Origin of the sequence: Streptomyces sp. FXJ1.172 (genome assembly GCF_001636945.3) — a bacterium.
Classification (GTDB): Bacteria; Actinomycetota; Actinomycetes; order Streptomycetales; family Streptomycetaceae; genus Streptomyces.
On sequence record NZ_CP119133.2, the window covers coordinates 3,994,950 to 4,021,556 of the forward strand.

Annotated in this window: 23 protein-coding genes; 8 read left to right on the forward strand and 15 right to left on the reverse strand. The window is 72.2% G+C overall.

The window, feature by feature from the left end; translation table 11 throughout:
• Positions 1-53: 53 nt before the first annotated feature.
• From A6P39_RS17675 to A6P39_RS17695, 5 genes are all read right to left on the reverse strand, one after another.
• On the reverse strand, positions 54-1,289 hold the full coding sequence (locus A6P39_RS17675) for an amidohydrolase (protein WP_067041716.1): 1,236 nt from the start codon (positions 1,287-1,289) through the stop codon (positions 54-56).
• Positions 1,290-1,605: 316 nt separating this feature from the next.
• Positions 1,606-2,754 (reverse strand): hypothetical protein, encoded by a 1,149-nt coding sequence (locus A6P39_RS17680; protein WP_067041713.1) that lies wholly within the window; start codon positions 2,752-2,754, stop codon positions 1,606-1,608.
• Between the two features lie 44 nt (positions 2,755-2,798).
• Positions 2,799-3,737, reverse strand: coding sequence for an N-acetylneuraminate synthase family protein (locus tag A6P39_RS17685; protein ID WP_067041710.1), 939 nt, complete (start codon positions 3,735-3,737; stop codon positions 2,799-2,801).
• Positions 3,738-3,749: 12 nt separating this feature from the next.
• Positions 3,750-5,123, reverse strand: a complete 1,374-nt coding sequence (locus tag A6P39_RS17690) for an N-acylneuraminate cytidylyltransferase (RefSeq protein ID WP_067041707.1) — start codon at positions 5,121-5,123, stop codon at positions 3,750-3,752.
• Positions 5,124-5,140: 17 nt separating this feature from the next.
• A complete protein-coding gene (locus A6P39_RS17695) occupies positions 5,141-6,451 on the reverse strand; it encodes a DUF6716 putative glycosyltransferase (protein WP_067041704.1) in 1,311 nt (436 codons plus the stop codon).
• A 198-nt stretch (positions 6,452-6,649) separates the two neighbouring features.
• On the opposite strand from A6P39_RS17695, the gene A6P39_RS17700 reads away from it, so the two are divergent.
• From A6P39_RS17700 to A6P39_RS17710, 3 genes are all read left to right on the forward strand, one after another.
• Complete coding sequence (locus tag A6P39_RS17700; RefSeq protein ID WP_067041701.1) at positions 6,650-7,627, forward strand: glycosyltransferase family 2 protein; 978 nt, start codon at positions 6,650-6,652, stop codon at positions 7,625-7,627.
• Positions 7,624-8,958, forward strand: a complete 1,335-nt coding sequence (locus tag A6P39_RS17705; RefSeq protein ID WP_067041698.1) for a polysialyltransferase family glycosyltransferase — start codon at positions 7,624-7,626, stop codon at positions 8,956-8,958. Before A6P39_RS17700 ends, A6P39_RS17705 begins: the two co-directional genes overlap by 4 nt.
• A 144-nt stretch (positions 8,959-9,102) precedes the next feature.
• A complete protein-coding gene (locus A6P39_RS17710; RefSeq protein ID WP_199840722.1) occupies positions 9,103-10,239 on the forward strand; it encodes an acyltransferase family protein in 1,137 nt (378 codons plus the stop codon).
• Positions 10,240-10,300: 61 nt separating this feature from the next.
• Here A6P39_RS17710 and A6P39_RS17715 read toward each other — a convergent pair whose 3' ends face one another.
• On the reverse strand, positions 10,301-10,951 hold the full coding sequence (locus tag A6P39_RS17715) for a TetR/AcrR family transcriptional regulator C-terminal domain-containing protein (RefSeq protein ID WP_067041695.1): 651 nt from the start codon (positions 10,949-10,951) through the stop codon (positions 10,301-10,303).
• A 72-nt stretch (positions 10,952-11,023) separates the two neighbouring features.
• Between A6P39_RS17715 and A6P39_RS17720 the strand changes: the two genes are divergently transcribed.
• On the forward strand, positions 11,024-12,424 hold the full coding sequence (locus A6P39_RS17720; RefSeq protein ID WP_067041692.1) for an FAD-dependent monooxygenase: 1,401 nt from the start codon (positions 11,024-11,026) through the stop codon (positions 12,422-12,424).
• On the opposite strand, the gene leuE is transcribed toward A6P39_RS17720, so the two are convergent.
• The gene (gene leuE / locus A6P39_RS17725) at positions 12,399-13,049 is read right to left on the reverse strand and encodes a leucine efflux protein LeuE (RefSeq protein ID WP_067041689.1); all 651 of its coding nucleotides are present in this window, start codon (positions 13,047-13,049) and stop codon (positions 12,399-12,401) included. The genes A6P39_RS17720 and leuE overlap by 26 nt on opposite strands.
• A gap of 165 nt (positions 13,050-13,214) precedes the next feature.
• Between leuE and A6P39_RS17730 the strand changes: the two genes are divergently transcribed.
• Positions 13,215-16,181, forward strand: a complete 2,967-nt coding sequence (locus tag A6P39_RS17730) for a COR domain-containing protein (protein ID WP_159395983.1) — start codon at positions 13,215-13,217, stop codon at positions 16,179-16,181.
• A 9-nt stretch (positions 16,182-16,190) separates the two neighbouring features.
• Here the strand turns inward: A6P39_RS17730 and A6P39_RS17735 are convergent, their stop codons facing one another.
• Positions 16,191-17,771 carry an acyl-CoA mutase large subunit family protein gene (locus A6P39_RS17735; RefSeq protein ID WP_067041683.1) on the reverse strand — a complete coding sequence of 527 codons (1,581 nt, stop codon included), beginning with the start codon at positions 17,769-17,771 and terminating at the stop codon, positions 16,191-16,193.
• 81 nt (positions 17,772-17,852) lie between these two features.
• On the opposite strand from A6P39_RS17735, the gene A6P39_RS17740 reads away from it, so the two are divergent.
• A complete protein-coding gene (locus A6P39_RS17740) occupies positions 17,853-18,695 on the forward strand; it encodes a L,D-transpeptidase family protein (RefSeq protein ID WP_067041680.1) in 843 nt (280 codons plus the stop codon).
• 249 nt (positions 18,696-18,944) lie between these two features.
• Here the strand turns inward: A6P39_RS17740 and A6P39_RS17745 are convergent, their stop codons facing one another.
• The 7 genes from A6P39_RS17745 to A6P39_RS17775 form a co-directional block, all read right to left on the reverse strand.
• On the reverse strand, positions 18,945-20,075 hold the full coding sequence (locus A6P39_RS17745; protein ID WP_067041677.1) for a hypothetical protein: 1,131 nt from the start codon (positions 20,073-20,075) through the stop codon (positions 18,945-18,947).
• Complete coding sequence (locus A6P39_RS17750) at positions 20,075-20,737, reverse strand: RNA polymerase sigma factor (protein WP_067041673.1); 663 nt, start codon at positions 20,735-20,737, stop codon at positions 20,075-20,077. The genes A6P39_RS17745 and A6P39_RS17750 overlap by 1 nt, the downstream gene beginning before the upstream one ends.
• 635 nt (positions 20,738-21,372) lie before the next feature.
• Positions 21,373-21,561, reverse strand: a complete 189-nt coding sequence (locus tag A6P39_RS17755) for a hypothetical protein (RefSeq protein ID WP_275883870.1) — start codon at positions 21,559-21,561, stop codon at positions 21,373-21,375.
• A gap of 199 nt (positions 21,562-21,760) precedes the next feature.
• On the reverse strand, positions 21,761-22,387 hold the full coding sequence (locus A6P39_RS17760; RefSeq protein WP_067041670.1) for an RNA polymerase sigma factor: 627 nt from the start codon (positions 22,385-22,387) through the stop codon (positions 21,761-21,763).
• 63 nt (positions 22,388-22,450) lie between these two features.
• Positions 22,451-22,843 (reverse strand): hypothetical protein, encoded by a 393-nt coding sequence (locus tag A6P39_RS17765; protein WP_199840721.1) that lies wholly within the window; start codon positions 22,841-22,843, stop codon positions 22,451-22,453.
• A gap of 141 nt (positions 22,844-22,984) precedes the next feature.
• A complete protein-coding gene (locus tag A6P39_RS17770) occupies positions 22,985-23,554 on the reverse strand; it encodes a hypothetical protein (protein ID WP_067041657.1) in 570 nt (189 codons plus the stop codon).
• 93 nt (positions 23,555-23,647) lie between these two features.
• Complete coding sequence (locus A6P39_RS17775) at positions 23,648-25,249, reverse strand: beta-N-acetylhexosaminidase (RefSeq protein ID WP_275883985.1); 1,602 nt, start codon at positions 25,247-25,249, stop codon at positions 23,648-23,650.
• Positions 25,250-25,460: 211 nt separating this feature from the next.
• Here A6P39_RS17775 and A6P39_RS17780 point away from each other — a divergent pair, with 211 nt between their 5' ends.
• A complete protein-coding gene (locus tag A6P39_RS17780) occupies positions 25,461-26,033 on the forward strand; it encodes a 2-oxo-4-hydroxy-4-carboxy-5-ureidoimidazoline decarboxylase (protein ID WP_067046909.1) in 573 nt (190 codons plus the stop codon).
• Positions 26,034-26,226: 193 nt separating this feature from the next.
• On the forward strand, positions 26,227-26,607 hold the full coding sequence (sdhC, locus tag A6P39_RS17785; protein WP_275883871.1) for a succinate dehydrogenase, cytochrome b556 subunit: 381 nt from the start codon (positions 26,227-26,229) through the stop codon (positions 26,605-26,607).

Below are 26,607 nucleotides of genomic sequence, written 5' to 3' on the forward strand. Positions count from 1 at the left end.
GGCCGGGGGAACGGCCCCCGCGGGGGCCGTTTGCCGGCTCTGCTACGGCGAACTCACTCCGGCACGGCGTTGGGCTCCAGGAAGGCCGCCGCCGTGAACATCTCCACGCCGACCGTGATCGCGTGCTCGTCGGCGTCGAAGTCGCCCTGGTGCAGATCACGGACCGTGCGCTCACCGGGTCTGCGGACCCCGAGCCGGGCCATGGCCCCCGGCACGTGCTCCAGGTACCAGGAGAAGTCCTCGCCGCCGAGGCTCTGCTCGGTGGACTCGACGGAGTCCCGGCCGCGCCGGGCCGACATCGCGCGGCGCAGCAGTTCGGTGGACTCCCGGTCGTTGACGACGGGCGGCACCCCGCGGACGTAGGTGATCTCCGACTTGGCGTGGTGCAGGGTGGCGACCTCGTCGATGGCCGCGTGCACGATGTCGGGGGCCTGCCGCCAGGCATCGAGGTCCAGGCAGCGCACGGTGCCGGACAGCTCGGCGTGCTGCGGGATGACGTTCGGCGCGTGCCCCGACTCGATCCGGCCCCAGGTCAGCGCCAGCCCGACCCGGGTGTCGACGCGGCGGGCGATCACCGCGGGCACGTCGACGGCGACACGGGCGGCGGCGGTGACGAGGTCGGTGGTCAGGTGGGGCCGGGCGGTGTGCCCGCCGGGGCCGTCGAGCGCGACCTCCAGCCGGTCGCAGGCGCTGGTGATCGGCCCGTGCCGCAGCCCGACCCGCCCGGCGTCGACCCGGGGGTCGCAGTGCACGGCGAGGATCCGGCCGACCCCGGTCAGCACCCCGTCCTCGATCGCGTCCATGGCGCCGCCGGGCAGCACCTCCTCGGCGGGCTGGAAGATCAGCCGCACGGGCCGGGGCAGCAGGCCCTTGCTGTGCAGATCGGCGAGCACGAGCCCGGTCCCGAGGACGACCGTCGTATGCACGTCGTGCCCACAGGCATGCGCCCGGTCGGGCACGGTGGACCGGTACGGACAGTCGGTCTTGGTGTCCGGGATGGGCAGGGCGTCGATGTCCGCACGCAGCGCGAGCAGCGGTACGACCGGCCGCTTGCCCTCGGTGAGCCCGATGTCGCACACGAGTCCGGTTCCCTTGGCGAGCACCCGGGGCGCGAGCCCCGCCCGCTCCAGCCGCTCCTTGATCGCGGCGGTCGTACGGAACTCCTGATTGCCCAGCTCAGGGTGCATGTGCAAATCGCGACGGAAGGCGACGAGTTCGGCGTGCAGGGCTTCGCTCAGCGCGCCGGGGAGCACATCCCCCGCGAGGCCGGCCTCGGACTCTAGGGACATCAATTGCTTCACCCTCTGAAGGGTAGGACGCCCGGATGGTCAACTACCCCTCGATCAACAAAACTTCAGCCCGTTAGGGGAAGAAAATCTGACCGGCGGACGCATGGCGGCGGACACGGATGGGTAAAACCACTGTTTCTCCTTCCACGGATACCACGCCTCACCACAGTCCTGCTCGACTTGTCCAGGAACCGGACCTCGCAGCGGGCCCCTGCCGGCGGGGCCGGACGCGTGACCGACGCGGCGCGGACGTTCCTGGCGCGGCCCCGCGGCACCCCCCGTATCGAACAGGTGGTCGACGTGTGCGCGGGTCCGCCTAGGCGAGCCCCACCGCCGCCAGGCGGTGCACGTCCCTGGCCGTACCCGTGACTCCCGACAGGAAGCCCTGCGCCCGGGGGGACGCGGTCTGCGTCAGCCAGCTCGGGTCGATGTCGCACACCGCCACCCGCACCCCCGTGCCCACCAGCGCGAGCGGCAGGGTGTGGACGACCGTGGACGGGAAGCTGAGGATCGTACGGCCGATCGGGCCGCGGCGGGCGATGAGTTCGAGGGGCAGGTCCGGGCGGACTATCTCCAGCCCGGTCTCCGCCGCCAGGCGGTGGAGCTTTTCCGCGCTCTCCCTGCGGTGGGCGAAGTAGCGTGTCGCGCCGTGGGCCTTCGCGAGGCTGCGGACCGCCTCCAGGTAGTGGTCGCCGTCCACGACCCCCGTCTCCACCAGGGACGTGCCGACCATGTCCGCGCCCTTGGTGATGCGCGGCGGGCCGAAGCGGGAGCGGGTCCACACGAAGTCGTTCGCGGTGACCGTCACGCCCTGCGGGGTCTCCGTCACCGGCATCGAGGAGAAGACCTCCACGCGGCGGCGGTCGCTCGGCGTCAGCCTGCGGCGGGCCGAGGAGGAGACCGGGGCGAACAGCAGGTCCCTGGGCCCGGGGCGGCCGCCCTTGCGGTGCCAGCGCACCAGGCGCTCACCGCGCGCGAGTTGGGCGACGAACTCCATCGTCGCGGTGCCGTCGTCCACGACGACGAGGTCCTGGGCGCGGGTGATCGTCAGCAGCAGTTGTACGTAACGCGAGAACGGGTCGCCCATGACGATCCGTTCGGCCCGGCGGAGCGGGCCCGCCAGGCCGCCGATCGTCGAGAAGGGCGCGGTCGTGCCGCCCCGCGCCTCCTGCCAGCGCACCCGGTGCCCCTCGTCCCGGGCCAGGTCCGCCATGCGGCGCAGCTGGCCCCGGGTCATGGGATCGGTCGGGGCGAGGACGACGACGGTGAGTTCCGCGCCGGCCGGCGGGCAGGCACCGGCCACCGTCCGCCGCACCTGCGTGGGCACGGACGGCAGCGGCTCCGGGTCCGGACCGCGCAGCCCGTGCAGGTGCGCCCACTCCAGTACGTTCAGCAGCTGGACCGGGCTCTCCACGAAGGCGAGCGTGCGGGGAGGGGGGCCGGGCTGACCGGCACGGGGGCTCATCGGCGTACGACCGTCCCGTCGTAAGGGGCTCAAGAGACCGGAGGTCAGACCGTGACGGGCTCGCCGGCCGCCGCCGCGATCTCCGCCTCGGCCACCACACCGGCGACGCGGCGCAGCTTCTTCATCGGGCCCAGCTCGGAGTCGTAGACCTTCTTGACGCCGTCGCCGAGGGAGGCCTCGATGGTGCGGATGTCACGGACCAGGCGCGTGAGGCCCTGCGGCTCCACCGACGCGGCCTGGTCCGAGCCCCACATCGCGCGGTCGAGGGTGATGTGACGCTCGACGAAGGCGGCTCCGAGGGCGACGGCGGCCAGCGTGGTCTGCAGGCCGGTCTCGTGGCCGGAGTAGCCGATCGGGACGTTCGGGTACTCCTTCTCCAGCGTGTTGATCACGCGGAGGTTCAGCTCCTCGGCCTTCGCGGGGTACGTCGACGTGGCGTGGCACATCAGGATGTTGTCCGAGCCGAGGACCTCGACCGCGTGGCGGATCTGCTTCGGGGTCGACATGCCCGTGGAGAGGATGACCGAGCGGCCCGTGGCGCGCAGGGCGCGCAGCAGCTCGTCGTCGGTCAGGGAGGCGCTCGCCACCTTGTGGGCGGGAACGTCGAACTTCTCCAGGAAGGCGACGGCCTCGGTGTCCCACGGGGAGGCGAACCAGGCGATCCCCTTCTCCTTGCAGTACTCGTCGATCTGCCGGTACTCGTCCTCGCCGAACTCCACCCGGTGGCGGTAGTCGATGTAGGTCATCCGGCCCCAGGGGGTGTCGCGCTCGATGTCCCACTGGTCGCGCGGGGTGCAGATCTCCGGGGTGCGCTTCTGGAACTTGACCGCGTCGCAGCCGGCCTCGGCGGCCACGTCGATCAGCTTGAAGGCGTTCTCCAGCTCACCGTTGTGGTTGATGCCGATCTCGCCGCAGATGTAGACGGGCCTGCCGGGGCCGACCTCGCGCGAACCGAACGTACGCAGACGGGAGTTGGTGCTCATCAGGAGATGTCCTTACTTGGGGAGGGAATCGAGAGAGGGGCCGAGGATCCAGCTGGCGATCTCTCGGATCGCGCCGTCACCGCCGGGGACAGTGGTGACCGCGCGTGCGGCGCCGCGTACGACGTCGTGGGCGCTCGCGACCGCCACGGGCCAGCCCACGAGGGCGAAGCACGGCAGGTCGTTGACGTCGTTGCCGACGTAGAGCACGCGCTCCGGCGCGATGCCCTGCTCCTCGCACCACTGCTTCAGCGCGAGGTCCTTGCGGTCGACGCCGTGCAGCACCGGGAGCTTGAGCTTCCGGGCGCGGGCGGCGACCACCGGGTTCTGTTCCGTGGACAGGATCAGCATCTTCAGGCCGCTCCTGCGCAGGGCCGCGATGCCGAGTCCGTCGCCGCGGTGCACGGAGACGAACTCCCGTCCTTCGGAGTCGATCAGCACCCGGTCGTCGGTCTGGGTGCCGTCGAAGTCCAGTACGACCGCGTCGATGTCCTCGGCGGTCGGCAGCGAACCGGGGCGGTCCGCGTCGAAGAGGGGGGCCAGGGCGCGGGCCCGCGCCAGGTCGTGCGGGTCGTCGATCTCGAGCACGCGCGCGGGGTCGGTGCGCACGAGTTCGGTGCGGCCGAAGAAGCGGTGCCGGTGCCCCCGGAAGCCCGCCGCGTCCATCGCGTAGGCGGCGCCGGTCTCCAGGAAGTCCTGGGGGCGGTCCTGGCGGCGGGGGCGGAAGGACTTGTCGTGGTTGACACCGAGGCCTCCGGCGGTCGGCGCGGGAACGGCGTGGCTGCCGCCCGCCGCCGCGGCCGGCGAGGCCGTGCCGGGCCCGGCCGCCGGGCCCGTGGACCCCTCCGCCGCCACCCGGCCTCCGGCCGCCGCGCCGGGGGCCGACGGCTCGCCGTGCGCGGCGAGTCCGTCGATCGCCTCGCGCCAGACGAACCCGTGGAACGGCGCGACCGTCAGCGCGGTGTCGGCGCCGCCTTCGATCACCGCCGACGCGACGCCGTCGATGTCCTGGCGGACGATGAACGGGCTGGTGCACTGGACGAGCAGGACCACGTCGACCGGCGCGCCGTGCAGCGCCTCGTGGGCCTCCATGGCGTGCAGGACGGCGGCCTCGGAGGTCGCCGTGTCCCCGGCGATGGCGGCGGGCCGCAGCACGACCTCGGCGCCGGCCTCGCGGGCGGCGGCGGCGATGGCCTGGTCGTCGGTGGACACGACGACGTCGGTCACCAGCCGGGTCGCCCGGCACTCGCGTACCGCGCGGGCCACCAGCGGGACCCCGCCGACGGGGGCGAGGTTCTTGGCGGGCACGCCCTTGGAGCCGCCGCGCGCGGGGATCACCGCGAGCACCCGGCGCACCGTCGCGCCCGGTCCCGCCTCGGGGTTGGACATGGAGTCTCCTTGGAAGGTCACAGCTCCCCCATCCGCCGGATCACCGGGGCGACCCGCTGCACACCGTGGCGGTAGGCGCCGCGGGCGGCGCGGCGCACGATCTGGCGGACCGGTCCGGGTTCCTTGTCGGCGGCGGGCGCGCCGGGCAGCGGGGTGCCGTCGGGGCCGAGATGGTGGCGGGCGAGGATGCCGGGCAGGTATCCGGGCGCCGTCTGAGGGGTGTAGTAGGGGGCGAGGGGCGGCAGCCCGCCCGGGCGCTGCAGCAGCGCGGCGATGCGCTCGCGCGCGGTGTCGAAGGCGGTGCCGTAGGAGCCGTCGGCGGCCACGCCCTGGCGGGCCACCCACTCCTCGTCCGGCGCCGGCCGGTGCCCGGCGTCGAGCTGGTCCCAGGAGGCCAGGCACCCGGAGCCGGTGAAGTGGTGGTTGCCGAGCACCTCGCGCACGCCGAGGTCGGTGAGGACGACCGTGGGGATGCGGCGGTGCAGGGCCTCCAGGGCGGCCGTGGAGCTGACCGTGACCAGCAGGTCGGTGCGGTCCAGCACCTCGCCCATGTGGCCGTACACGAGACGGAAGTTGGCGGGCACGTCCGCGTTCTGGACCAGCTTCTGGTACGGCAGCTCCTCGATGTGGGTGGTGTGTTCGCCCGGCTTGGAGCGCAGCTTCAGCAGCACCTCCCGCTCGGGGTGCCTGCGGGCGTGCTCGATGAGCCGGTTCAGCAGGTACGTACGGTCCTTGCGGCTGTCCGGGACGGACGGCTGGGCCGCGAACACCACGGTGTAGGGCTCCTGTTCACCGGTGTACGGCGCCCCGCCGAGGAAGGGCAGGGCGACCTCGGTGACCGCGGAGGCGTCCGCGCCCACGCCCTCGTACACGGCCCGGAACCGGTCCGCGTCATGGCGGGAGTTGGCGAGGACGAGGTCCGCGCCGTGCCGCAGCAGCAGCCCGTCGGCGAGCTTCTCGTAGACGACACCGACGTACCCGGTGACGACGACGGGCCGCTCGCCCGGACCCCAGGCGGCCCGCAGCCCGTGCAGCATCGCCTGCACGCCGCCGCCGACCAGCGCGAGGACGAGGATGTCGTAGGACTCATCGGTCATCGCGCGCAGGAACTCGGCGCCGGTGACCTCGCGGAGGGAGTCCGCGCGGACGCCGACCTCCTTCAGCTGACGGGCTGTCGGAGTGGCGCGCCCCCGCAGGAGGTAGCCGTCGAGCCGGACCTCGGCATCCGCCGGGGTGAGGCGCTGCGCGGTGAGCGCGCCCCACTTCCACCGGGTGTCGGAATCGGCGAGGACGGCGACCCGCAGGGACTTCGTAGCACTTGCTGGCACGCCGAAGACGCTAGGAAGCCATTCCGAGGTTCCGCCCAACCCGAATGCAACAAACGGTTAACAGCATGTCGCCGAATGGCGAATCGGGCCGTGGAAGCATGGGAAAAAAGCCCGGTTCACAGCTTCGCCACGTGTCGTTCACTCAGCATCAAGCAAAGCGTCAAGACGAATGACGGGCTTCCCCCTAACGTCCCTGACGTGGTCAAGCTCTCCGTCATCGTGCCGTTCTACAACGTGCAGCAATATGCGCCCGACACGCTCAGAAGCCTGAAGGCGAACGCGCGTGAGGACTTCGAATTCATTCTCGTCGACGACTGTTCCCGCGACGGGACACCAGAGATTCTCGCGCGCGCGGAGCGCGAGCTGCCCGGAGCGGTGTACGTCCGGCACGAGCAGAACGGGGGGCTGGCGACCGCGCGCAACACCGGGATCGACCGGGCGCGCGGCGAGTACCTGACCTTCCTGGACGGCGACGACTGGCTCGCTCCCGGCTACTTCCCGCAGCTCGTGGCGGCCATGGAGGAGTTGGGCTGCGACTTCGTCCGCACCGACCACGTGCAGTGCACCGGCCGGTCGCGCCAGGTGTTCCGGGTGCCGGTCGGCCGGCGGGGCGTGGTGCTGGACCCGCGCGAGGCGATCCTGCCCGCCGACCGCTCGACGTCCGTGGACTACGCGTACGCGTGGGCGGGCGTCTACCACCGCCGGCTGCTGGACAAGGGCCTGCTGCACTTCACCGACGGGCTGCGCACGGCCGAGGACCGGCCGTGGATCTGGAAGCTGCACCGGGAGGCGGAATCCTTCGCCGCGGTGAGTCTGCTCGGCGTGTTCTACCGGCGCGGGGTCGCCTCGTCGCTCACCCAGATCGGCGACGTCCGGCAGTTGGATTTCATTCGCGCGTTCGACCAGGTCATCGCGGAAACCGCCCAGGATCCGCGGGCGGACGAACTCCTGCCGAAGGCCGTCCGTACCTATTGCGCCATCATTTCCCATCATCTGGGATCCATTGAAAGGTTCGAGCCGGCGGTGGCGAGAAAACTGAAATCCATGAGTGCGGCGGCCCTGCGGCGCATGCCGCAGGACGTGCTGGACGAGGCGCTGGACTCCATGGACATCCAGCGCGCCTCCAAGCTGCGCCGGCTGCGCCGCCGTCCGGCCCCCTCGGGAGCCGCCGCGTGACCACCCAGATCTTCCAGGCGTCGACGCTGTACGGCACGGCCACGCTCGCCGCCGCCCTGGACTCCGGCTGCTTCCGTCCGGCCGACCGGCGGATCCTGCTGGTCTGCAACAACTCCGCCACCCCGGAGACGACGCCCGGCCTGGACGAGGCGCCCGGCTTCGAGAAGCTGCGCGACCGGTTCGACGAGGTGATCTCGTACAACGAGACCATCCACCCGTTCCACCCGGGCGGCTGGGCACCGCGCGTGGACGACATGCCGCTGTGGGAGCGTTTCCTGCGCCACGAGTGGCGCCTGGGCGACGAGGACGTGGCACTGGTCGTCGAGTCGATCCAGGTCAACCCCTCCCTGGCGCTCGGCCAGATCTTCACCGGCGCCCCGGTGACCGTCTACGCCGACGGCCTGATGAGCTACGGCCCCACCCGCAACAAGATCGACCCGCTGGTCGGCACCCGGGTGGACCGGGTGCTGCACCTGGACCTGGTACCGGGTCTGGACCCGCTGCTGCTCACCGAGTTCGGCGTGCCCGGCGAGATCGTGCCGACGGCCGCCTTCCTCAAGGTGCTCGCCGAACTCACCCCGGCTGGCGAGGAGTTGCCCGGCATCGAGGAGCCGGCGCTGCTGCTCGGCCAGTACCTCTCGGCGCTGGAGATCCTCACCGTCGAGCAGGAGGAGAACCTGCACCTGCGGATACTGAAGGGCGCGGCCGCCCTCGGGCACACCAGGGTGGTGTTCAAGCCGCACCCGTCCGCCCCGCCGAGCTTCACCCGCTCCCTGGAGAAGGAGGCGGAGAAGCTGAAGGTCGAACTGACCGTGCTCGACACCCCGGTGCTGGCCGAGGTGCTGTACCAGCGGATGCGTCCCGCGCTGGTCGTCGGCTGCTTCTCCACCGCTCTGCTCACCGCCTCCGCGCTCTACGGCCTGCCGGTCGCCCGGATCGGCACCGAACTGCTGCTGGAGCAGCTGGCGCCGTACGAGAACAGCAACCGGGTCCCGGTGACCATCGTCGACGCGCTGCTGCCGGAGCTGACCGACACCGCCGCGGTCACCGAGCAGCGCCGGGGCATGACGGTCGAGGCGCTGAGCGGCCTGCTGGGCGCGGTGGGCTTCGCGATGCAGCCGAAGATCCTGCCGCGGCTGCGCGAAGAGGCCGAGGGCTGGCTCGCGAAGAACCTGAACGGCCGCACCCTGCGCTACTTCAAGCGGCGGCGGCTGTCCTCGCTGGCCCTGCCCGGCGGGGTGCCGGCCCAGCTGGCGTTCATCCCGCGCAACGCGACCGTGCGCCGGGTGGCCCGCAAGGCGCGCAGCCTGCGCAAGGGCGCACGGAGCTGAAGCGAGCCGGGCCGGGGGGGCGGGCCGCGCGCGGCCGGGTGAGCCGTCACGGCGGCGGGCGAGCCGTCAGCAGCAAGTGAGCCGTCAGCAGCCGGTGAGTCACGAGCGGGGCCGGCCGCACAACCGCATCAGGAAGGAAACCGCATGGCTGCTCCATCCCCCGGCCTCGCCGCCACCCCCGGACCCTTGATCCCCCGCCCGGCCGCCGCCACCGCCCCCTCGGGCGGGCGCGGGAGCCGGCTGCCGGCCCTGGACGGACTGCGGCTGGTGGCTGCCCTGATGGTCTGCCTCTACCACTACACCGGACGCGGCGGCACGGTCTCCGCGTCGTGGCACGGCAGCCCGTCGCACCTCTTCCCGACCCTGTCCCGGGCGGCCGTCTACGGCAATTTCGGTGTGCAGTTCTTCTTCGTCATCAGCGGTTTCGTGATCTGCATGAGCAGTTGGGGCCGTACCCTCGGTGACTTCTTCCGCTCCCGGGTCGCGCGTCTGTATCCCGCCTACTGGGTGGCCCTGGTCCTGGTCACGGGGGCGTCCCTCGCCCTGCCCGCCGTCGTCCACGCGGTCCGGCTGGACGAGTTCCTGGTGAACCTGACGATGCTGCAGCAGCCGATGGGTGCGACCCGGGTCCTCGGCGTGTGCTGGACGCTCTGGGTCGAGCTGCGTTTCTACGTGCTGTTCGCGCTGCTCGTCGTCCTGCGCGGGGTGACGTACCGCCGGGTGGTGCTGTTCGCGTGCGTCTGGACGCTGGCGGCCGTGCTGTGCCACAGCTCCAAGAACGCGCTGCTGGACCAGGTGATCATGCCCGAGTACGCCCCCTTCTTCATCGGCGGTCTGGCGCTGTACCTGATCCACCGCTTCGGCAGCGACCTGCTCACCTGGGGCATCGTCGCGATGTCCTGGCTGCTCGCCCAGCGGGAGGCCACCGTCGGTCTGTGGGGCCACCACCCGCACCGCGACCCGTACGTCGTCATCCTGATCGTCACCGTCGCCTTCGCGGCCGTGGCCGTCGTGGCGCTCGGCTGGGCCCGCTGGGCGTCCTGGCGCTGGCTGGTCACGGCCGGCGCGCTGACGTACCCGTTCTACCTGGTCCACGAGCACCTGGGCTGGTTCGTGATCCGGGTGCTGCACCGGGGCCTCGGCCTCGCTCCGTGGCCGACGCTCGCGGTGACCGTGCTGGGCATGCTGGGGCTGGCGTGGCTGATCCACCGCTTCGTGGAGACGCCGTTCGGACCCCGGCTGAAGCGGGCGCTCAAGCCGGTACGGATACCGGCCGGCTGACCCGGCCGACGGATGCCGGCCGGCGGACACCGGGCAGCCGGCACCGGTGTGCCGATCCCGGTCAGCCGGTCCCGTACCGCGCCCCGATCCCCGCGACCACGACCGCCAGTCCTTCCTCGAACTGGCGGTCGTAGTCGTCGAAGAGCAGCTCTCCGGCCGCCGCCGCGAGCGGGAAGTCCGCCAGCCGCCGGGCCCGCTCCTCGACGTCGTACCCCTCCCGGCGCTCGCCCGGCAGGGGCCGTACGCCCTGTTCCTCGGTGACGAACCCGATGGTGTACGCGTTCACCGTGCGGGCCGCGTCGACCGCCTGCACGAGGCTGAACCCGGCCTGGGTGAGCAGCCGCAGATTCGCCTCCAGGGCGGGGGCGTGCTCGGTGCCCGTGAAGCGTGAGCCGCTGAAGACCCGGGCGCCGTCGCGGTAGCCGAGCAGCGCGCTGCGCAGCCCGCGGCCGGTCTTCGACAGCCGCTCCTGCCAGCTGTCGTCCGGATCGAGCACGCTCCCGGCGGCCATCCGCCGGTACATCTCCGTCGCCATCTCGTCGAGCAGCGCCTGCTTGTCCTTGAAGTGCCAGTACAGGGCGGGCGCCTTGACGTCCAGTTCCCTGGCGATGGCGCGCAGTGTCAGCCCCTCGAGACCGGCCTCGTCGAGCAGGCGCAGCGCCGTCTCGGCGACTCGGCGGCGGTCCAGGGGGGCGCGTTTCTCGGGGCTCACACTTGACAGCTTAACAGCGTTAAGGGCACGCTCATGGGCGACGGCACTTAACGACGTTAAGGAGATTTCTTCATGGATGTCCTGATCGTGGGCGCGGGCCCGACCGGGCTGACCCTGGGCATCGACCTCGCCCGGCAGGGCGTGGACGCACTGGTGGTGGAGCGGGCCGGACGGCTCTTCCCCGGCTCGCGCGGCAAGGGACTCCAGCCGCGCACCCAGGAGGTCTTCGACGACCTGGGTGTGCTGGCGGCGATCCGCGCGGCGGGCGGGCCCTATCCGGACCGGATGATCTGGCGGGACGGCGAACGCGTCGGCGAACAGCCGATGTTCGACAAGATCGAGGCGGACGAGGGAGCGCCGTACACCGAGCCGCTGATGGTCGCGCAGTGGCGCACGCAGGAGGTCCTCCACGCGCGGCTGGCGGAGCTGGGCGGCCAGGTCGCCTTCGGACGCGAGCTGACGGGTCTGGAGCAGGACGCGGACGGCGTGAGCGCCCGCTTCGCCGACGGCAGGACGCTGCGCGCCCGCTACCTCGTCGCGGCCGACGGCGGACGTTCGGCGGTCCGGCGCACGCTGGGCGTCGGCATGACCGGCGAGACGGTGGACCCGGCGCCCTTCCTGGTGGCGGACGTACGGGTGCGGGGCCTGGACCGCAACCACTGGCACGTGTTCCCGGGGCCGGACGGCGCTTCCCTCGGCCTGTGCCCGCTGGCCGGCACGGCCGACTTCCAGCTGCAGGCACGCCTGCCGGTGGGCACGGAACCCGACCTGTCCGCGGACGGCATCCGCGAGCTGGTCGCCGCGTACACGCACCTCGGCGAGGACGCCGTCACCCAGCTGCGCTGGGCCTCGGACTTCCGTCCCCGCGCGGCGCTGGCGGACCGCTTCCGGGTGGGCCGGGCCCTGCTCGCGGGCGACGCGGCGCACGTCCACTCCCCGGCGGGCGGCCAGGGCCTGAACACCAGCGTCCAGGACGCCTACAACCTGGGATGGAAGCTCGGCGCGGTGCTGAAGGGGCAGGCACCGCAGGGGCTCTTGGACACCTACGAGGAGGAGCGCCGTGCCAACGCCGCCGCGATGCTGGACCTGTCGACGGGGGTGCACCGGGGCGAGGTCCGCCGCGGGAAGGAGACGGTCCAACTCGGCCTGGGATACCGGGAGTCGTCGCTGACCCAGGAGACCCGCCCGGACCCCGGCCCGGTGCGGGCGGGCGACCGGGCCCCCGACGGCACGGTGAACGGCACACGCCTCTTCGACGCGTTCCGGGGACCGCACTGGACCCTGCTGGGCACGCACGCCCCGATCGCCGGCGTACGGTCGCTCCCGGCGGCCCCGGAGTCGTACGGCCAGGGGGTCTTCCTGATCCGCCCGGACGGCTATGTGGGCTGGGCGGGCGACACCACGGAGGGACTCGAGGCCTACCTGTCCCGGGCCGGTCTTGGAGGGGCTACGAACCGGCCAGCGACAGCTTGACCGCGAACCCCAGGAACAGCGCACCGGCCGCCGAGGTCGCCGTGGCCGACAGCCTCCTGCGGCGCCGGAAAGCGGCGGCCAGGCGCGTTCCGCCGAATATCAGCGTGCTGAGGTACAGGAAGCTGGCCAGCTGCCCGAAGGCGCCGAGTATGGCGAAGGAGAGTGCCGGGTAGGCGTAGCCCGGGTCGACGAACTGCACGAAGAAGGCGACGAAGAACAGGATCGCCTTGGGGTTGAAGAGGCTGACGACGAACGCCCGCCCAAAGGGCCGCTCCTCGGTGGCCCGCGCGGGCGCCGCCTCCGCCACGGCCTGCTCCCGCCGGGTCCGCCACAACTGCCAGGCGGACCGCAGCATCCCGAACGCCAGCCAGGTCAGATACCCGGCACCGGCGTACTTCACGACCCCGAACAGCACGGCGTTGGCCTTCAGCAGCGAGGCCACCCCGGCGGCGGACAACGTCATCAGCACGGTGTCCCCGCAGAACACACCCGCGGCAGCGGTGTACCCGGCCCGGACCCCGCGCCGGGCGGCGACGGACAGCACGTACAACGAGTTGGGCCCGGGCAGCACCACGATCAGGGCGAGGCCTGCCAGATAGGTGGGGAGGTGGATGACGCCGAACATGCAAAGGAGTGTCGCACGGACGCATGAGTGTGTGTGCGGATTACCGGATTGTCCTGACCGGCGGGTGACGCGATCCCTACTCTGTGTGTCTCCGGGGGGCGAGGGAGCCCTCCAGGTCAAGTACAGGGCGGGGCACGGGAATTGGATTCGACCGACGACGGGATCGTGGAAGCGCACGCACGGATCGAGGAGTGCCGAAGGACGAGGGGCACGACGCTCGACCTCGCCAAGCTCGAGCTGACAGCGGTGCCGGAACGGGTGCGCGAGCTGACCCACCTCACGTCACTCACGCTCGACTGGAACATGCTCGAGGAGCTGCCGGAGTGGATCGGCGACCTCACCGGCCTCGAGAGGTTCTCCGCGGACCGCAACAAGCTGGAAGCCGTACCGGAGTCGATCGGCAGGCTCACCCGGCTCGACGACCTCAGCCTGGACTTCAACACGCTGGAGGCGGTCCCGGACAGCCTCGGCAACCTGACCCGGCTCAGGCAGCTGCGCCTCTACGGCAATCACCTCACCGCGCTGCCGGACACGCTCCAGAACCTCACCAAGCTCACCTTCCTCGCACTCGGCGAGAACTCGCTCGAACGCTTGCCCGCTTGGTTCACGAACTTCACCAGGCTCGACACGGTCTGGCTGACCGGCAACCTCCTGACCGCCCTTCCCGAGGACATCGGCCGCCTCGCACGGCTCACGCGCCTGGAACTGAGCGGCAACAGCCTGGCCGAACTTCCCCAGAGCATGGGCGCCCTGCGTGCACTGCGGTCACTCTCGCTCGAGGGCAACCCCCTGACCAACCCACCCCCCGAGGTGGTCGCCGCGGGCGCCGCGGCGATCGTCACCTTCCTCGCCGAAACCCAGGCCGACCCCGTGCGCCAGTGGTCGTCCAAGGTCGTCGTGGTCGGCGAGGGCCGGGTGGGAAAGACCTCGCTCCTGCGTGCCCTGCGCGGCGAGACGCACAACCCGAACGAGGACAGCACCCACGGGCTCACCGTCGGCACGCTGGACATGCCGCATCCGCATCCCCCTGCCGGGGAGGACGTGACGATGCTGCTGAGCACCTGGGACTTCGGCGGGCAGGAGATCTACCACGCCACCCACCAGTTCTTCCTGACCGACCGCTCGCTCTTCCTGCTGCTGTGGGACGCGCAGATCGGCTGGGAGGGCAGCAAGCTGCACTACTGGCTCGACATGATCAAGGCCAGGGCGCCGCAGGCCCCCGTCGTGCTGGTCGCCACGCATCTCGGACCGCGCCCCCCGGACCTGCCCCTGGACGAGTTGCAGGAGACCTATCCGGGGCTGATCGTGGAGAGCCTCAGCGCGGACAGCGCGAGCGGTGCCGGTGTCGCCCAGGTGCGCGAGGTCATTCGCCGGCAAGTCGCACTGCTCCCCCTGATGGGAGTGACCTGGCCGCGTACCTGGCTGCGGGCCGCGGACGCCGTACGGGCGGCCGAGAACAAGCACATCACGCCGGAAGGGCTGAACGAACTGCTCTCGACGGCCGGTGTACGCGAGCCCTCGCACCAGGCCTCACTGACCGCGGCGCTGCACAGCCTCGGCGACCTCCTCTACTACCCGGACGACGAGGAGTTGTGCGATCTCGTCGTCCTGCGCCCCCAGTGGCTGACGGCGTACATCAGCCGGGTGCTCGACTCCGAGGACGTGCTCAACGAGGGCGGCCTGTTCCACCACTCCTTCGGGGCCACGCTCTGGCAGGACGTCGAGCGGTCCATGCGGCGCCACCTCATCCGCATGATGGAGAACTTCGACCTCTCGTACCGGACCGAGGACCAGGCCGCCAGCCTCGTGGTGGAACTGCTGCCCTGGAACCCGCCGCCGTACCAGGACGAGTGGAATTCCCCGGGGCGCCTCGGCCAGCGCGAGCTGCGGCTCAGATACCGGCTGCACACGGTTCCCCCCGGCATCCCCACGTGGTTCATCGCGCGTGAGCACCGGTTCTCCACGCCCGTGCGCTGGCGTTCGGGGGCGCTGCTCAAGCATCCGGACGGTGTGCACGCCGCTCTGGTCACGGTGGACCGCCATGCGAAGACGGCCGAGCTGCGCGTGCGGGGCTCCTATCCGCACGACTTCTTCGCCGTGCTCAAGGACGGATTCGAGCAGACCCTCCAGCGCTACCCCGGCCTCGACATCACGCGCCTCGTGCCCTGCCCGCACCGGTACCCGGACGGCAGCGCCTGCGCGCACGAGTTCCGGCACGAGCAGTTGCGGGCACGGCTCGACCGCCGTCCTCCCCTCGAGACGATCGAGTGCCCGGAGCACCTGGAGAGCGTCGAGGTCTCCTTCCTGCTGCAGGGCATCGAGCGGCCGGCCGCCGACCGGTCCGAACAGATGACGCGCCAGGTCCTCGAGCGGCTCGACCGCATGGAGCTCGTCGGGCAGCGCCGGCACGCCGAGGTGCGGGACGGAATCGAGCAGGCCAGGGCCGAGGTGTCGGCCATGGTGGCCGAGCAGCAGCGGGGCTTCCTCGCGCTGCTGCGCCGCGAACAGAGCCGGCAGGAGGCGATCTGCCCCAGTGTCATCTGGGTGCGCCGCGTGTCGCGTCGTGAGGCGGGCCACCGGTTGCGGCCCGGGGACGTGTTCCAGCTGCACCTGTGCTGCGAGGCCCCCGGCGAGTGGCACCTGCTGGAGGGGGCCGAGCCGTACGAGCTGCCCGTGAACTCCCAGTTCACCAAGGTCGTACTGCCGTACGTGCATCGGTCGCTCAAGGTGCTCAAGTACGTCGTCCCCGTCTTCGGCGCGGCCGTCGGGGCGGTGTCCGAGGACCTGAGCAAGGCGGTGAAGGACGACCTGGAACTGATGAAGGCGCTGCTCGACGGGCTTCCCGGCGAGACCCGCAGACAGCTGAGCGAGCGGGAGTCACGATCCACTGTCGTGGCGACGGATCATGCGGAATCCCGGCAGATGTACTCCCTGCTCAAGCAACTCGATCCGGAGGAGCGCTGGGCCGGCCTGAACAAGGTCATGACTCCCGAGGGTCCGGCCTACTGGCTGTGCCGGGAACACGCGCGCTTCTACCAGCAGGGCGCACTCGGCGCGGGCACCGGCCACGAAGCCCTCGCACTGCCCGTTCAGCCGGGTGGCGTCGGTGCTCCGGCTCGGCAGCAGGCATGAGGAGGAGGCTCAGAAGGCGTCCGACGGCACATGGCTCCCCCACACCTGCCTGAGCGCGTTGCACACCTCGCCCACCGTGGCCCGGGAGCGCAGGGCCTCCTTCATCGGGTAGAGCACGTTGTCCTCGCCCTCCGCCGCCTTCTTCAGGGCGGCGAGGGCCGCGTCCACCGCCGCCTGGTCCCGCTCCGCCCGCAGCCGCTTCAGGCGGTCGGCCTGGCGGGCCTCGATCGCCGGGTCCACCCGCAGGGGTGCGTAGGGTTCCTCCTCGTCCAGCTGGAAGCGGTTGACACCCACGACCACCCGCTCGCCCGAGTCGGTCTCCTGGGCGATGCGGTAGGCGTTGCGTTCGATCTCGGCCTTCTGGAAGCCCTGCTCGATCGCCGCCACCGCTCCGCCCAGGTCCTCGACCCGGCGCATCAGGCCGACGGCCGCCTCCTCCACGTCGTCCGTCATCCGCTCCACGGCGTAGGAGCCGGCGAAGGGGTCGACCGTCGCGGTCACGTCCGTCTCGTACGCCAGCACCTGCTGGGTGCGCAGCGCCAGCCGGGCGCTCTTGTCCGTCGGCAGCGCGATGGCCTCGTCGAAGGAGTTGGTGTGCAGGGACTGGGTGCCGCCGAACACCGCGGCCAGGGCCTGGACGGCGACCCGGACCAGGTTCACCTCCGGCTGCTGGGCGGTCAGCTGCACCCCGGCCGTCTGGGTGTGGAAGCGCAGCATCAGTGACCTGGGGTCGCGCGCACCGAACTCCTCCTTCATCACCCGCGCCCAGATCCGGCGCGCCGCACGGAACTTGGCGATCTCCTCCAGCAGCGTCGTACGGGCCACGAAGAAGAAGGACAGACGGGGAGCGAAGTCGTCCACGTCCATGCCGGCCGCGACCGCCGTGCGGACGTACTCGATGCCGTCGGCGAGCGTGAACGCGATCTCCTGCACGGGCGAGGCGCCCGCCTCGGCCATGTGGTAGCCGGAGATCGAGATCGTGTTCCACTTCGGGATCTCGGCGGTGCAGTACCTGAAGATGTCGGCGGTCAGGCGCAGGGAGGGCTTGGGCGGGAAGATGTACGTTCCCCGCGCGATGTACTCCTTCAGGACGTCGTTCTGGATCGTGCCGGTCAGGCGGTCCGCCGGCACGCCCTGTTCCTCGGCCACCAGCTGGTAGAGGAGGAGCAGCAGGGCCGCGGGGGCGTTGATCGTCATCGACGTCGAGACCTGGTCCAGCGGGATGCCGTCGAACAGGACGCGCATGTCCTCGACCGAGTCGACCGCCACACCGACCTTGCCGACCTCGCCGTGCGCGAGGGGCGCGTCGGAGTCGTGGCCCATCTGGGTGGGCAGGTCGAAGGCGACCGACAGGCCCGTGGTGCCGTGCGCGATCAGCTGCCGGTAGCGGGCGTTCGATTCGAGGGCCGTGCCGAAGCCGGCGTACTGGCGCATGGTCCAGGGGCGGCCGGTGTACATGCTCGGGTAGACCCCGCGGGTGAAGGGGTAGCCGCCCGGTTCGCCCAGTTTCGCCGCCGGGTCCCAGCCGTCCAGCACGGCCGGCCCGTAGACCGGCTCGATCGGCAGACCCGATTCCGACTCACGTGCCATGGATGCCTCCGCAGTACGTCCTGTCTCCCCCTCACCATGCCCCGTAGTTCGGCGGCGGTCACGCGGGGAAACATCCCCGGCATGAGGATCAGGGGTCCGCTCGCCGCCGTACTCGCCTCCTGTGCCGCCCTCGCCGCCCTGTGCGGCTGCACCGTGCAGCAGCCGACGGGCGCGGACGGCAGACCCGCTCCGCCGGTGCATGTCCGGCTGCCGTCGGGCCCGGGTTCCGTCACCACCCGGCCGGCCCAGGTCCCGGCCCCGTCCGCCCGGCCGCCGTCCGCCGTGGTGCCGTCCCGCGTCCTGTGGTCGCCCGGCGACAGCGGGACGGGCGTGCGGGAACTGCAGGCCCGGCTGCGCCAGGTGGACTGGCTGTCCGACGGGCCGACGGGGTCGTACGACGATCTGACCGCCCGGGCCGTCGAGGGCTTCCAGGGCAGACGCGGGCTGCCCCGCACCGGGCGGACGGACACCGTCACCTGGCAGCGGCTGGTGGCGATGACGCACACCCCGGGCCCCTGGGAGCTGTACCTGATGGGCGGTCAGCCGGCCGGCACGCCCGACCCGCGCTGCCTGACCGGCCGCGTGCTGTGCATCGACAAGACGACGCGCACCCTGCGCTGGATGGTCGACGGGCGGACGGTGTCGGCCATGGCGGTGCGGTTCGGCACGCAGTACTCCCCGACCCGGGACGGTGTCTTCCACGTCTACTGGAAGGCGCGGACCTGGGTGTCCACGCTCTACCACTCGCCGATGCCGTACGCGATGTTCTTCAGCGGCGGACAGGCGGTGCACTACTCCTACGACTTCGCGGCGCGCGGCTACGCGGGCGGCTCGCACGGCTGTGTGAACGTCCGTGACGAGGCCGCGATCAGGCGGCTGTTCGCGCAGGTGCAGGTCGGCGACGAGGTCGTCGTCCACTGGTAGCCAGGGAGACGGAAAGGCGGGAAGGCGGGAGAAGAGAATGGGCGCGGGCGGGACCGGGGGAACGTGTCCCGCCCGCGCCAGGTGCACGAGCCGTGGGTACGGGGGGAACCCCGGCTCAGTGCAATGGCCGATGACCAGTCGGCTCACTCATTACTGCGCCCTGGGCTCCAAAAACGTCACACCTGCCGCCAAAGAATTTTCTCGGCCGATAAAACCGCAGGTCACAGGGGTGCGAGGGAGCGCCGGGCGTCAGAGCGCGGTGTACGCCGGGCTCGGCACCGGGCCCGGTCGGGTGCCGCTCGCCCGGGCCGGGCGCGTCGGGGCGAAGGCGGAGGGAAGGGGTGCGGCATCGCCGTGGCGCCGGCCCTTGCCGTGGCCACCGCCGTTGCCGAAGTGACCGTCGCCCGGGTGGCTGTCGTCGCCGCCCTGGCCCTCGCCGTCACCGCCCTTGCCGTTCCCCTTGCCGTCGCCGTTCCCCTGGCCCTGGCCTTGCCCCTGGTCGCCACCGTTGCCGTTGCCGTTGCCGTTGCCGCCGGCCGCCGAACCGATCGTGGCCAGGATCACCTTGCAGTAGCCGTCCACCCGCCCGGACCCGCCGGCCAGGTTCTCCAGCGCGCGCATCCGGCCGGAGTCCGGCTCCTTGCCGTCCCGGATGTCCCGGCAGACCGTGGCGATGTCCCGCCAGCGGCCGTCCGGCGCCCCGGAGGGGGCGCCCGAGCCCGGAGCGCCGCTTCGGCCGGGGCCGCCCGACGGTCCGGTGGCCGTGCCGGAGGCGCCGCCGGAACTCGCGCCCGTGCTGCCGCTCGGCAGGCCCGGGCCGGGGCCCCCGGTCAGCGACGGCGAGACCGAGGCCAGCGGCGTGCTCGAGGTCTGGCCGGCGGAGACGGAGGCGGCGGGGCCGGGGTTCTGGGAGTCGAACGGCGTGGGCAGCACTCCGCTCCCGACGGCCATGGCGACCCCGCCGAGCATGCCCACGCTCACTCCCGCGGCGAGCGCCAGCCGGGCCGGGCGGGCCCAGCGGGGGCGGCGGGCCGGGATTCCGGTACGGGCCTCGGGGGCCGGTGCGCCGATGCGGACCAGGCCCGCGTCGGCGGGCGGTTCGGCCGCGGCCGAACGCCGGGCGGCGGCACCGGCGTCGAGGGCGGCAGCGGTCCGTTCGGCCTCGGCGGCCTCGCGGGCCTTGCGGAACGCGGCCAGGGCGGCCTGTTCGCCGGGGAGTTCACCGGTGGCGGCGGCCGCCTGCGCGGACAGGGCACCGAGCGCCCGGGCAAGACGTTCGGCCTGGTCACGGGCGCGGGCGTCGACGGCTTCCAGTGACTCACCGCGCAGCAGACGTTCCGCCGTCTCACGGTTCAGCCACTTGTCGTGCTCGTCGGCCATCACATGTCCTTCTGCGTCCGCGCGCGTGTATGCGTCACAGTGGCGGACGACACCGCGCCCTGGCGCGGTTCTCGCTGGGGTGGGAGCGCGTCCAGGGCGCCCGCCGATTCCGGATCCTGGCCGAGCAGCTCCGCGAGCCGCTTCAGGCCGCGGTGCGCCGCGGTGCGCACGGCACCGGCGCGTTTGCCGAGCGTCTCGGCGGCGGTCTTGGCGTCGAGGCCGACCACCACGCGCAGGACGACCGCCTCGGCCTGGTCCTGCGGGAGCCGCGCGATGAGGGAGAGGGTGCTGTCGGTGGCCAGGGCCTCGATGGCCTCGCCGGCCGTGTCGGACTCGGCGGCCCGGCCGGTCAGTTCCGTCTCGTCGCCGCCTATTGCGGGGCGCCGGCCGCGCATCCGTATGTGGTCCAGGGCGCGGTTGCGGGCGATCCGGGCGGCCCAGCCGCGGAACCGGTCGGCGTCTCCGCTGAACCGGTCCAGGTCGCGAGCGATCTGCAGCCAGGCCTCGGAGGCCACGTCCTCGGCGTCCGGATCTCCGACCAGCGTGCGGACGTATCCGAGCAGCCGCGGCTGCACGGCGCGATACACCGTACGGAACGCGGTCTCGTCTCCGTCCTGTGCCGCACGCACCGCGGCGGTCAGCTCCGCGTCGTCCCCCAGCACCGCACTCCCTTTACGCCTGTTCCCTGGTCTGGCGCGAAAGGCACGTTACGGCGTGAAAGCGGTCCTCGTCCATGTCCGTCGACGGCTATGTAGACGATGCAACTAACTCGTGATCCGGTGCGGAAGTACGCAGGGTGAGGGTCGGACGGCACAGGGGTGTGACAGAAAACGCACTCACGGCGCTGAAGGAAGTACGGGCCGTGCGCGGCCCGTCCGCGCGACGGCCGGGGCCTCTCCTGTGGGGGGTGGCGGCCCCGGCCGTTGCCCCGGCGCCACCGGTCGCGCCTCTTTCCCTACTTCTTCGCCTTGCGGGCAGGCTTCGAACTCGGCGTGGCCCCACGGGACTTATCGCTCGAATTGCCCGCTTTGTCGTTCTTCTTTCCTGGCGAGCGCTCCACTTGGGCGCAGCAGGCCGCCACCTCGTCCGGACCGCCCGCCGCCGCGACGAGCCGCCGCACGGCCGCCGGATCCAGGGCGGCGGTCCCGGTGGCCGGAGCCGGGCGGCGCGGGGCGCTCACCGACGGCCGGGCGGGATGCGCGGCGCCCCGGCCGGCGTCCGCGCCGGAGCCCGCCGATCGCCGCGACCGCGACGCCGCCCAGCGCGACGCTCGCGAGCGCCACCGAGAGCGTGGCCCTCAGCGACAGCCGCCCCGGACCGGCGCGGCGGGCCGCCGTTCGCCCCTGCGCCGGGTGCGCACCGGGCGCGTGCCGTCCGCACGGGCCGCGCGCGCCGCGCGGAAGGCCGCCACGGCCCGGTGCTCCGCCTCGGGATCGATGCCGTCGGCGCGCAGGGCGGCACCGAACCACGCCTCGAACTCTGCCATTTCAGGCGATTCGGACACAGTGGGGTGTGCGTGCCGGCAGCCGGGCAGCCCGCCGCCGCTGTGCCGTTCACCCATGTCCGTTCCCGTCCCCCGTCCGTTCCGCCCGGCGCGCCGGACACACGGGGCCCGGAAGCAGTGTCTGCGCCGAGGCCGTGCGCAGATCGGTACGGCATTCCATACGGCCGTCGGCCGTCAGCGTTCATTCCGACTCACCCAGCGTCCGCGGGCCCTCATCCGTCACACCCGCACCGCCCTCGCCCCGCCCGCCCAAGTGCCGGGCGAGCCGCGCCAGTCCGCGGTGGGCTGCCTTGCGGACGGCGCCGGGCCGCTTGCCGAGCACGCGCGCGGCCGCCGGGCCGTCGAGGCCGACGACCACGCGCAGCAGCACGGCCTCGGCCTGGTCGCGCGGGAGGGTGCGCACCAGGTCCAGGGCGCGTTCGGTGGAGAGCGACTCCAGGGCCTGATCGTGGGTGTCGGGCCGGCCGGGCAGCTCCAGCGCGTCCTGTCCGGGGGCCGCCGGCCGTACCCGCCGGCGGCGCAGATGGTCCAGGGCGCGGTTCCGGGCGATGGTCGCGGTCCAGCCGCGAAATCCCGCGCCGTCACCTCTGAACCGGCCGAGGTCCCGGGCTATCTCCAGCCAGGTGTCGGAGGCCACGTCCTCCGCGTCCTCGCCGACCAGGCCCCGCAGATAGCCGAGGAGTCCCGGCTGCACGATCCGGTAGGCCGCCGCGAAGGCGGTCTCGTCGCCGTCCTGGGCGCGCGCGACGGCCGCGGCCAGCTCCGCGTCCCGCGGCCGCGGGCGACGGGGTTGCCCTCCCTGGCCCAAGACGTCCTCGTTCGTTCCCGGTTGATGGCCGGGCCATGTGCTGGGCAACGGCCGCGCGCCCGGCTACACCTGCGCGGAGACGGTCGCGTCCCGGCACAGCAGGCGCAGCGAGCCGTGGCCGCCGTACGCGCGCCGGGCCTCGTCGATGGGGTCCCACATCCGGCCGTCGGGGGTGCGTACCCAGTACTCACCGCCGGTCGCCCACCACTCGGCGCCGGTCTGCCGGACGATCACCTCGCCGGCGTAGGCGCCGAAGCCGCGCAGCGCGCTGTCGACGGCGGGGTACGGCGGGCTCTCGCGGCGGATCTCCTCGATCATCCGGTCCACCCGCCACAGGCTCTGCGCCGAGTAGTCGAGCCGGACCCGGGCGCCCTCGCGCGCCATCGCCACGGTGTCCGCCGCCCACCGCACCGGCTTCGCCGCGGCGTGCGGCCTGGTCTCCTGCTGTGGTGTCACGTCCTGGGCTGTCACATAGGGAAGAGCGACCCGGCCCGGCCATCCGTCACGCCGATTCGAAACGTTTCGGCAACCGTCGCAGGACCGCCCCACGTCCGCCGCAGAGCGCTCACACGATCGCCGCAGCCGCGAGCCGGCCGGTCACGCACCCGGCTCCGCCCCGCTGCGCGCCCGCCGGGACACCACGGCCCGCAGCACCCGGCGCCCCTCCACCGACAGGTCCAGCGCACGGCGCAGGCCGTGGGTGCCGTGCTCGGCGAGCAGGTCCAGCACGGCCCGCTGGCGGCGCAGTTCGGCGGCGACCAGCGGCGGCAGGTCCTCCGGGTCGCCCGCGCGCCCGGCGTCGGGGCCCTCGGCGGCCGAGGTGGAGTCGGTGGCGGGGTCGAGCAGCCGGTGGATGCGCAGGGAGGCGACTGAGCAGGCGTCGGCCCAGGGCCGTACCGCGTCGGCGGTGCGCGCGGCCGGAGCCGCGTCCAGCATCCGCCGCACCAGCAGCGCGGCCTCGTCGTCGGCAAGCTCCCCGGCCCCCAGGCTGCCCCGGGCCCGCTCCAGGCTCGCGGACCAGTCGGAACCGTCGGCGAGGCTCGCCCACAGGGGGCGCAGCAGTTCGTCGTCGGCACCGAGCAGGGGCAGGCATCGGTCCAAACAGGCCAACCCGCTGGCGGCCAGTCCGCGCTCGTCGGCCTGTGCGATTTGTTCCACCAGGCTCATGAATGTCTCCCTAGCCAGGGCGCCGACCGTTACGGAGCCCGCACTTCCCCTTACTGCGTCCGGGCCCCTCCCGGTGTCACAGGGAGCGCCGGCTCAGCCCAGCCTGGCCGAAAGTCGCTGGAAGTCCGCCCAGGACAGGGACGGCGTGCCCGGGTCCCACAGCTTCTGTACGGTGGCCCGCAGCGGCATCCGTATCCCGGCCGCGACCTGTGCCTCCGTCTGGGCGTTGGGGAAGTCGCACCACACCGCGAAGGTCCCGCCGAGGATCTGCCCGTCGTAGCGCGCCGGTACGGCGGTCGTGCCGCGCAGCACCCGCGGGTTCCACTGCTCGTAGATGCGCTGTCCGGTCGGGTAGACGAAGGTCTGCGGCTGACCGAGGACGTAGTAGAGGAACTCGTCGTTGTAGTTGATGACCTTCCGGCCCGCGCTCAGGTACTCCACCGGCTGCCGGGCGCCGAGTTCCTTGCCGGTCCAGTAGGCGACCTGGAGGTCACCCGCGGCCTGCACGGAGGTCCCGGTGTAGAAGCCGTCGTTCCAGGCCCGCATGGTCTTTCCGTGGGCGCGGACGGTCCCGGCGCGGTCGTTGAGCCAGCCGGTGGCGAGGTCGGCGACCGTGCCGCCGGAGCCGTACTTCTGCCGTGCGGCGGCCGCCAGCTGCGGATACGAGGCCTGCGGGTTCTTCACGGTCAGCGCCTGGTACTCGTCGCCGCCGAGATGCCACTGGCTGCCGGTGAACAGCCCCGCGTACTCGTTCAGCAGGTCGTCCAGGAGCTTCGCGGAGGCGGGCTTGGAGATGTCGATCGCGCCCTTGGTCACGACCCCGCTCGCGTTGCGCAGCTGCAGGTCGGGGTGGGCGGCGAGGACGGCACCCAGGTGCCCCGGCGAGTCGATCTCCGGTACGACGGTGATGTGCCGGCTGTTCGCGAGATCCACTATCCGCTTGACCTGCGCCTTGGTCAGGTGGTCCGCGGAGACGATCTCGGGGTGGGTGCTGGACTCGATCCGGAAGGCCTGGTCGTCGGAGAAGTGCAGCCCCAGCTCGTTGAACTTCAGATCCCCCAGCTCGCGTATCCGGTCCTCTATCCAGGACTCGGTGAACGGCTTGCGCGCTATGTCCAGCATGAACCCGCGCACCGGCTTGGCGGGCTCGTCCCGCACGACCCCCTCCGGCGCCGTACCGCCGCCGTGGACCTCCTGCTTCAGCGTGCGGGTGCCGTAGAACACGCCCGCCGCGCCCGGCCCGCTGATGCCGACCCGCCCGTCGCGGACGGTCACGGTGTACGACTCCTGGTTCCCGCCCCCGCCGCCGAGCGCGAGCCGGACGTCCCCCGCCCGTACGTCGTCCTTCTCCCCCGCGTAGGTGAGGCCCAGCTCCCCGGCTATCAGCCGCCCCTCGCCGGCCAGCTCGGCATCGCTCACCACCACCCGCTCGCTCTTCTGCGGCTTCCAGCCCGGCCCGCGCGCCGGGGTGAAGGCGCGCACCGCGGGTATCGTCCCCGGCGCCCGGGACAGCGGATAGGACCGGCCGGGCGTGTGACTCGCCGCGGACGTGGCCGCCGTACCGGATCCGGCCACCCGGCCGGAAAGCGATGACTGCGGCGCACCCCCTCCCGGCTTGCCGCCGCTGCCGCCCGACGAGGCCCACACGCCGACGCCCGTGCCGAGCGCGACGGTCCCGACGAACGCGGCGGCCATCGCCGCCCGCTTACGTTTCACCTGCTGCGCCGGAGTGCGGCGCTTGTGCTGGGTCACCGTGCCAACGTACGACCGATCAGCCGTTCATTCGTCATCCAGGCGAGCCGAAACTCTGCCGTTCGGGTGAAATTCAGGCATCGCGAGGACGCACAGTGACCACTCTCGATAGCCTGACTACACACCTTTCACAGCATCCCCTGCCACGCCACATGTGACGCGAGGACCCACGCTGCCCGCCCACCGCCTCCCGTACCTCCCCAACCCCCTCGACGCCTTCAACACCGCCCCCGCCGATGACGCCCGCGCCCTGCTCCTGCGCTGCCTGCACTGCCCGCGCTGGTCCCGCCGGGTGGCCGACCACCGGCCCTACCCCGACCTGGACTCCCTCCTGGCGGCGGCGGACGAGGCGGCGTACGACCTGTCGCCGGAGGACCTCGCCGAGGCCCTGGCGCGCGAGTCGCTCCCGGAGTTGCCCGAGGACACGTACGCGGTCGCCCACACGGCCCTGAGCGCGGCCCACGCGGCCTACGAAGCCCGGTTCGGGCACGTTTTCGTCATCTATCTGGGTGATTGTCCGCGCGAAGAGGCTCTCGACCGCATCCTCGAAGGCATCCGGTCACGGCTGACGAACGACCCGGAGGAGGAACGGGTGACAGCGGCGGAGGAGATCCGGCGCCTCGCGCGAAGCAGACTCGCGACATCCCTGCGCGGCACGGGGCCGCGCCCGTCTGCGGCTCCGCCGCGGGGCGCGCCCAGCCCGAACGCACCCGCAGTCGGCACATAACGGGACACGCCACCCCCGAGGCCGCGTGCCCGCTCCCCCATCCGGTGCCAATTTGATCACACAAGGTAGGCCCCCCGTAAAGCACGGCGCAGCGCATCGCTACGATGCAGAGGGCCGGTGGACCGTACCCGGCCGGGCCCGACCGACAGTGAAGCCGGCGCGGCCCTAGTCCCCGCTCCCGGAGGGTTCTTCCGTGCCGGCTGGAACGCTGTACCGCGGCCGGGAAGGAATGTGGTCCTGGGTGGCTCACCGAGTCACCGGCGTCCTCATTTTCTTCTTCCTGTTCGTTCACGTCCTGGACACCGCTCTCGTGCGTGTCTCCCCCGAGGACTACGACAAGGTCGTAGCCACGTACAAGACTCCGATCGTCGCGCTGCTGGAGTACGGCCTCGTCGCCGCCATCCTCTTCCACGCGCTCAACGGCCTGCGTGTCATCGCCGTCGACTTCTGGTCGAAGGGCCCGCGCTACCAGAAGCAGATGTTCTGGTCCGTGATGGGTGTCTGGGTCGTCCTGATGGTCGGCGCGATCTACCCCGTGCTCGGCCACGCCGCTCGTGTCCTGTTCGGGAGCTGA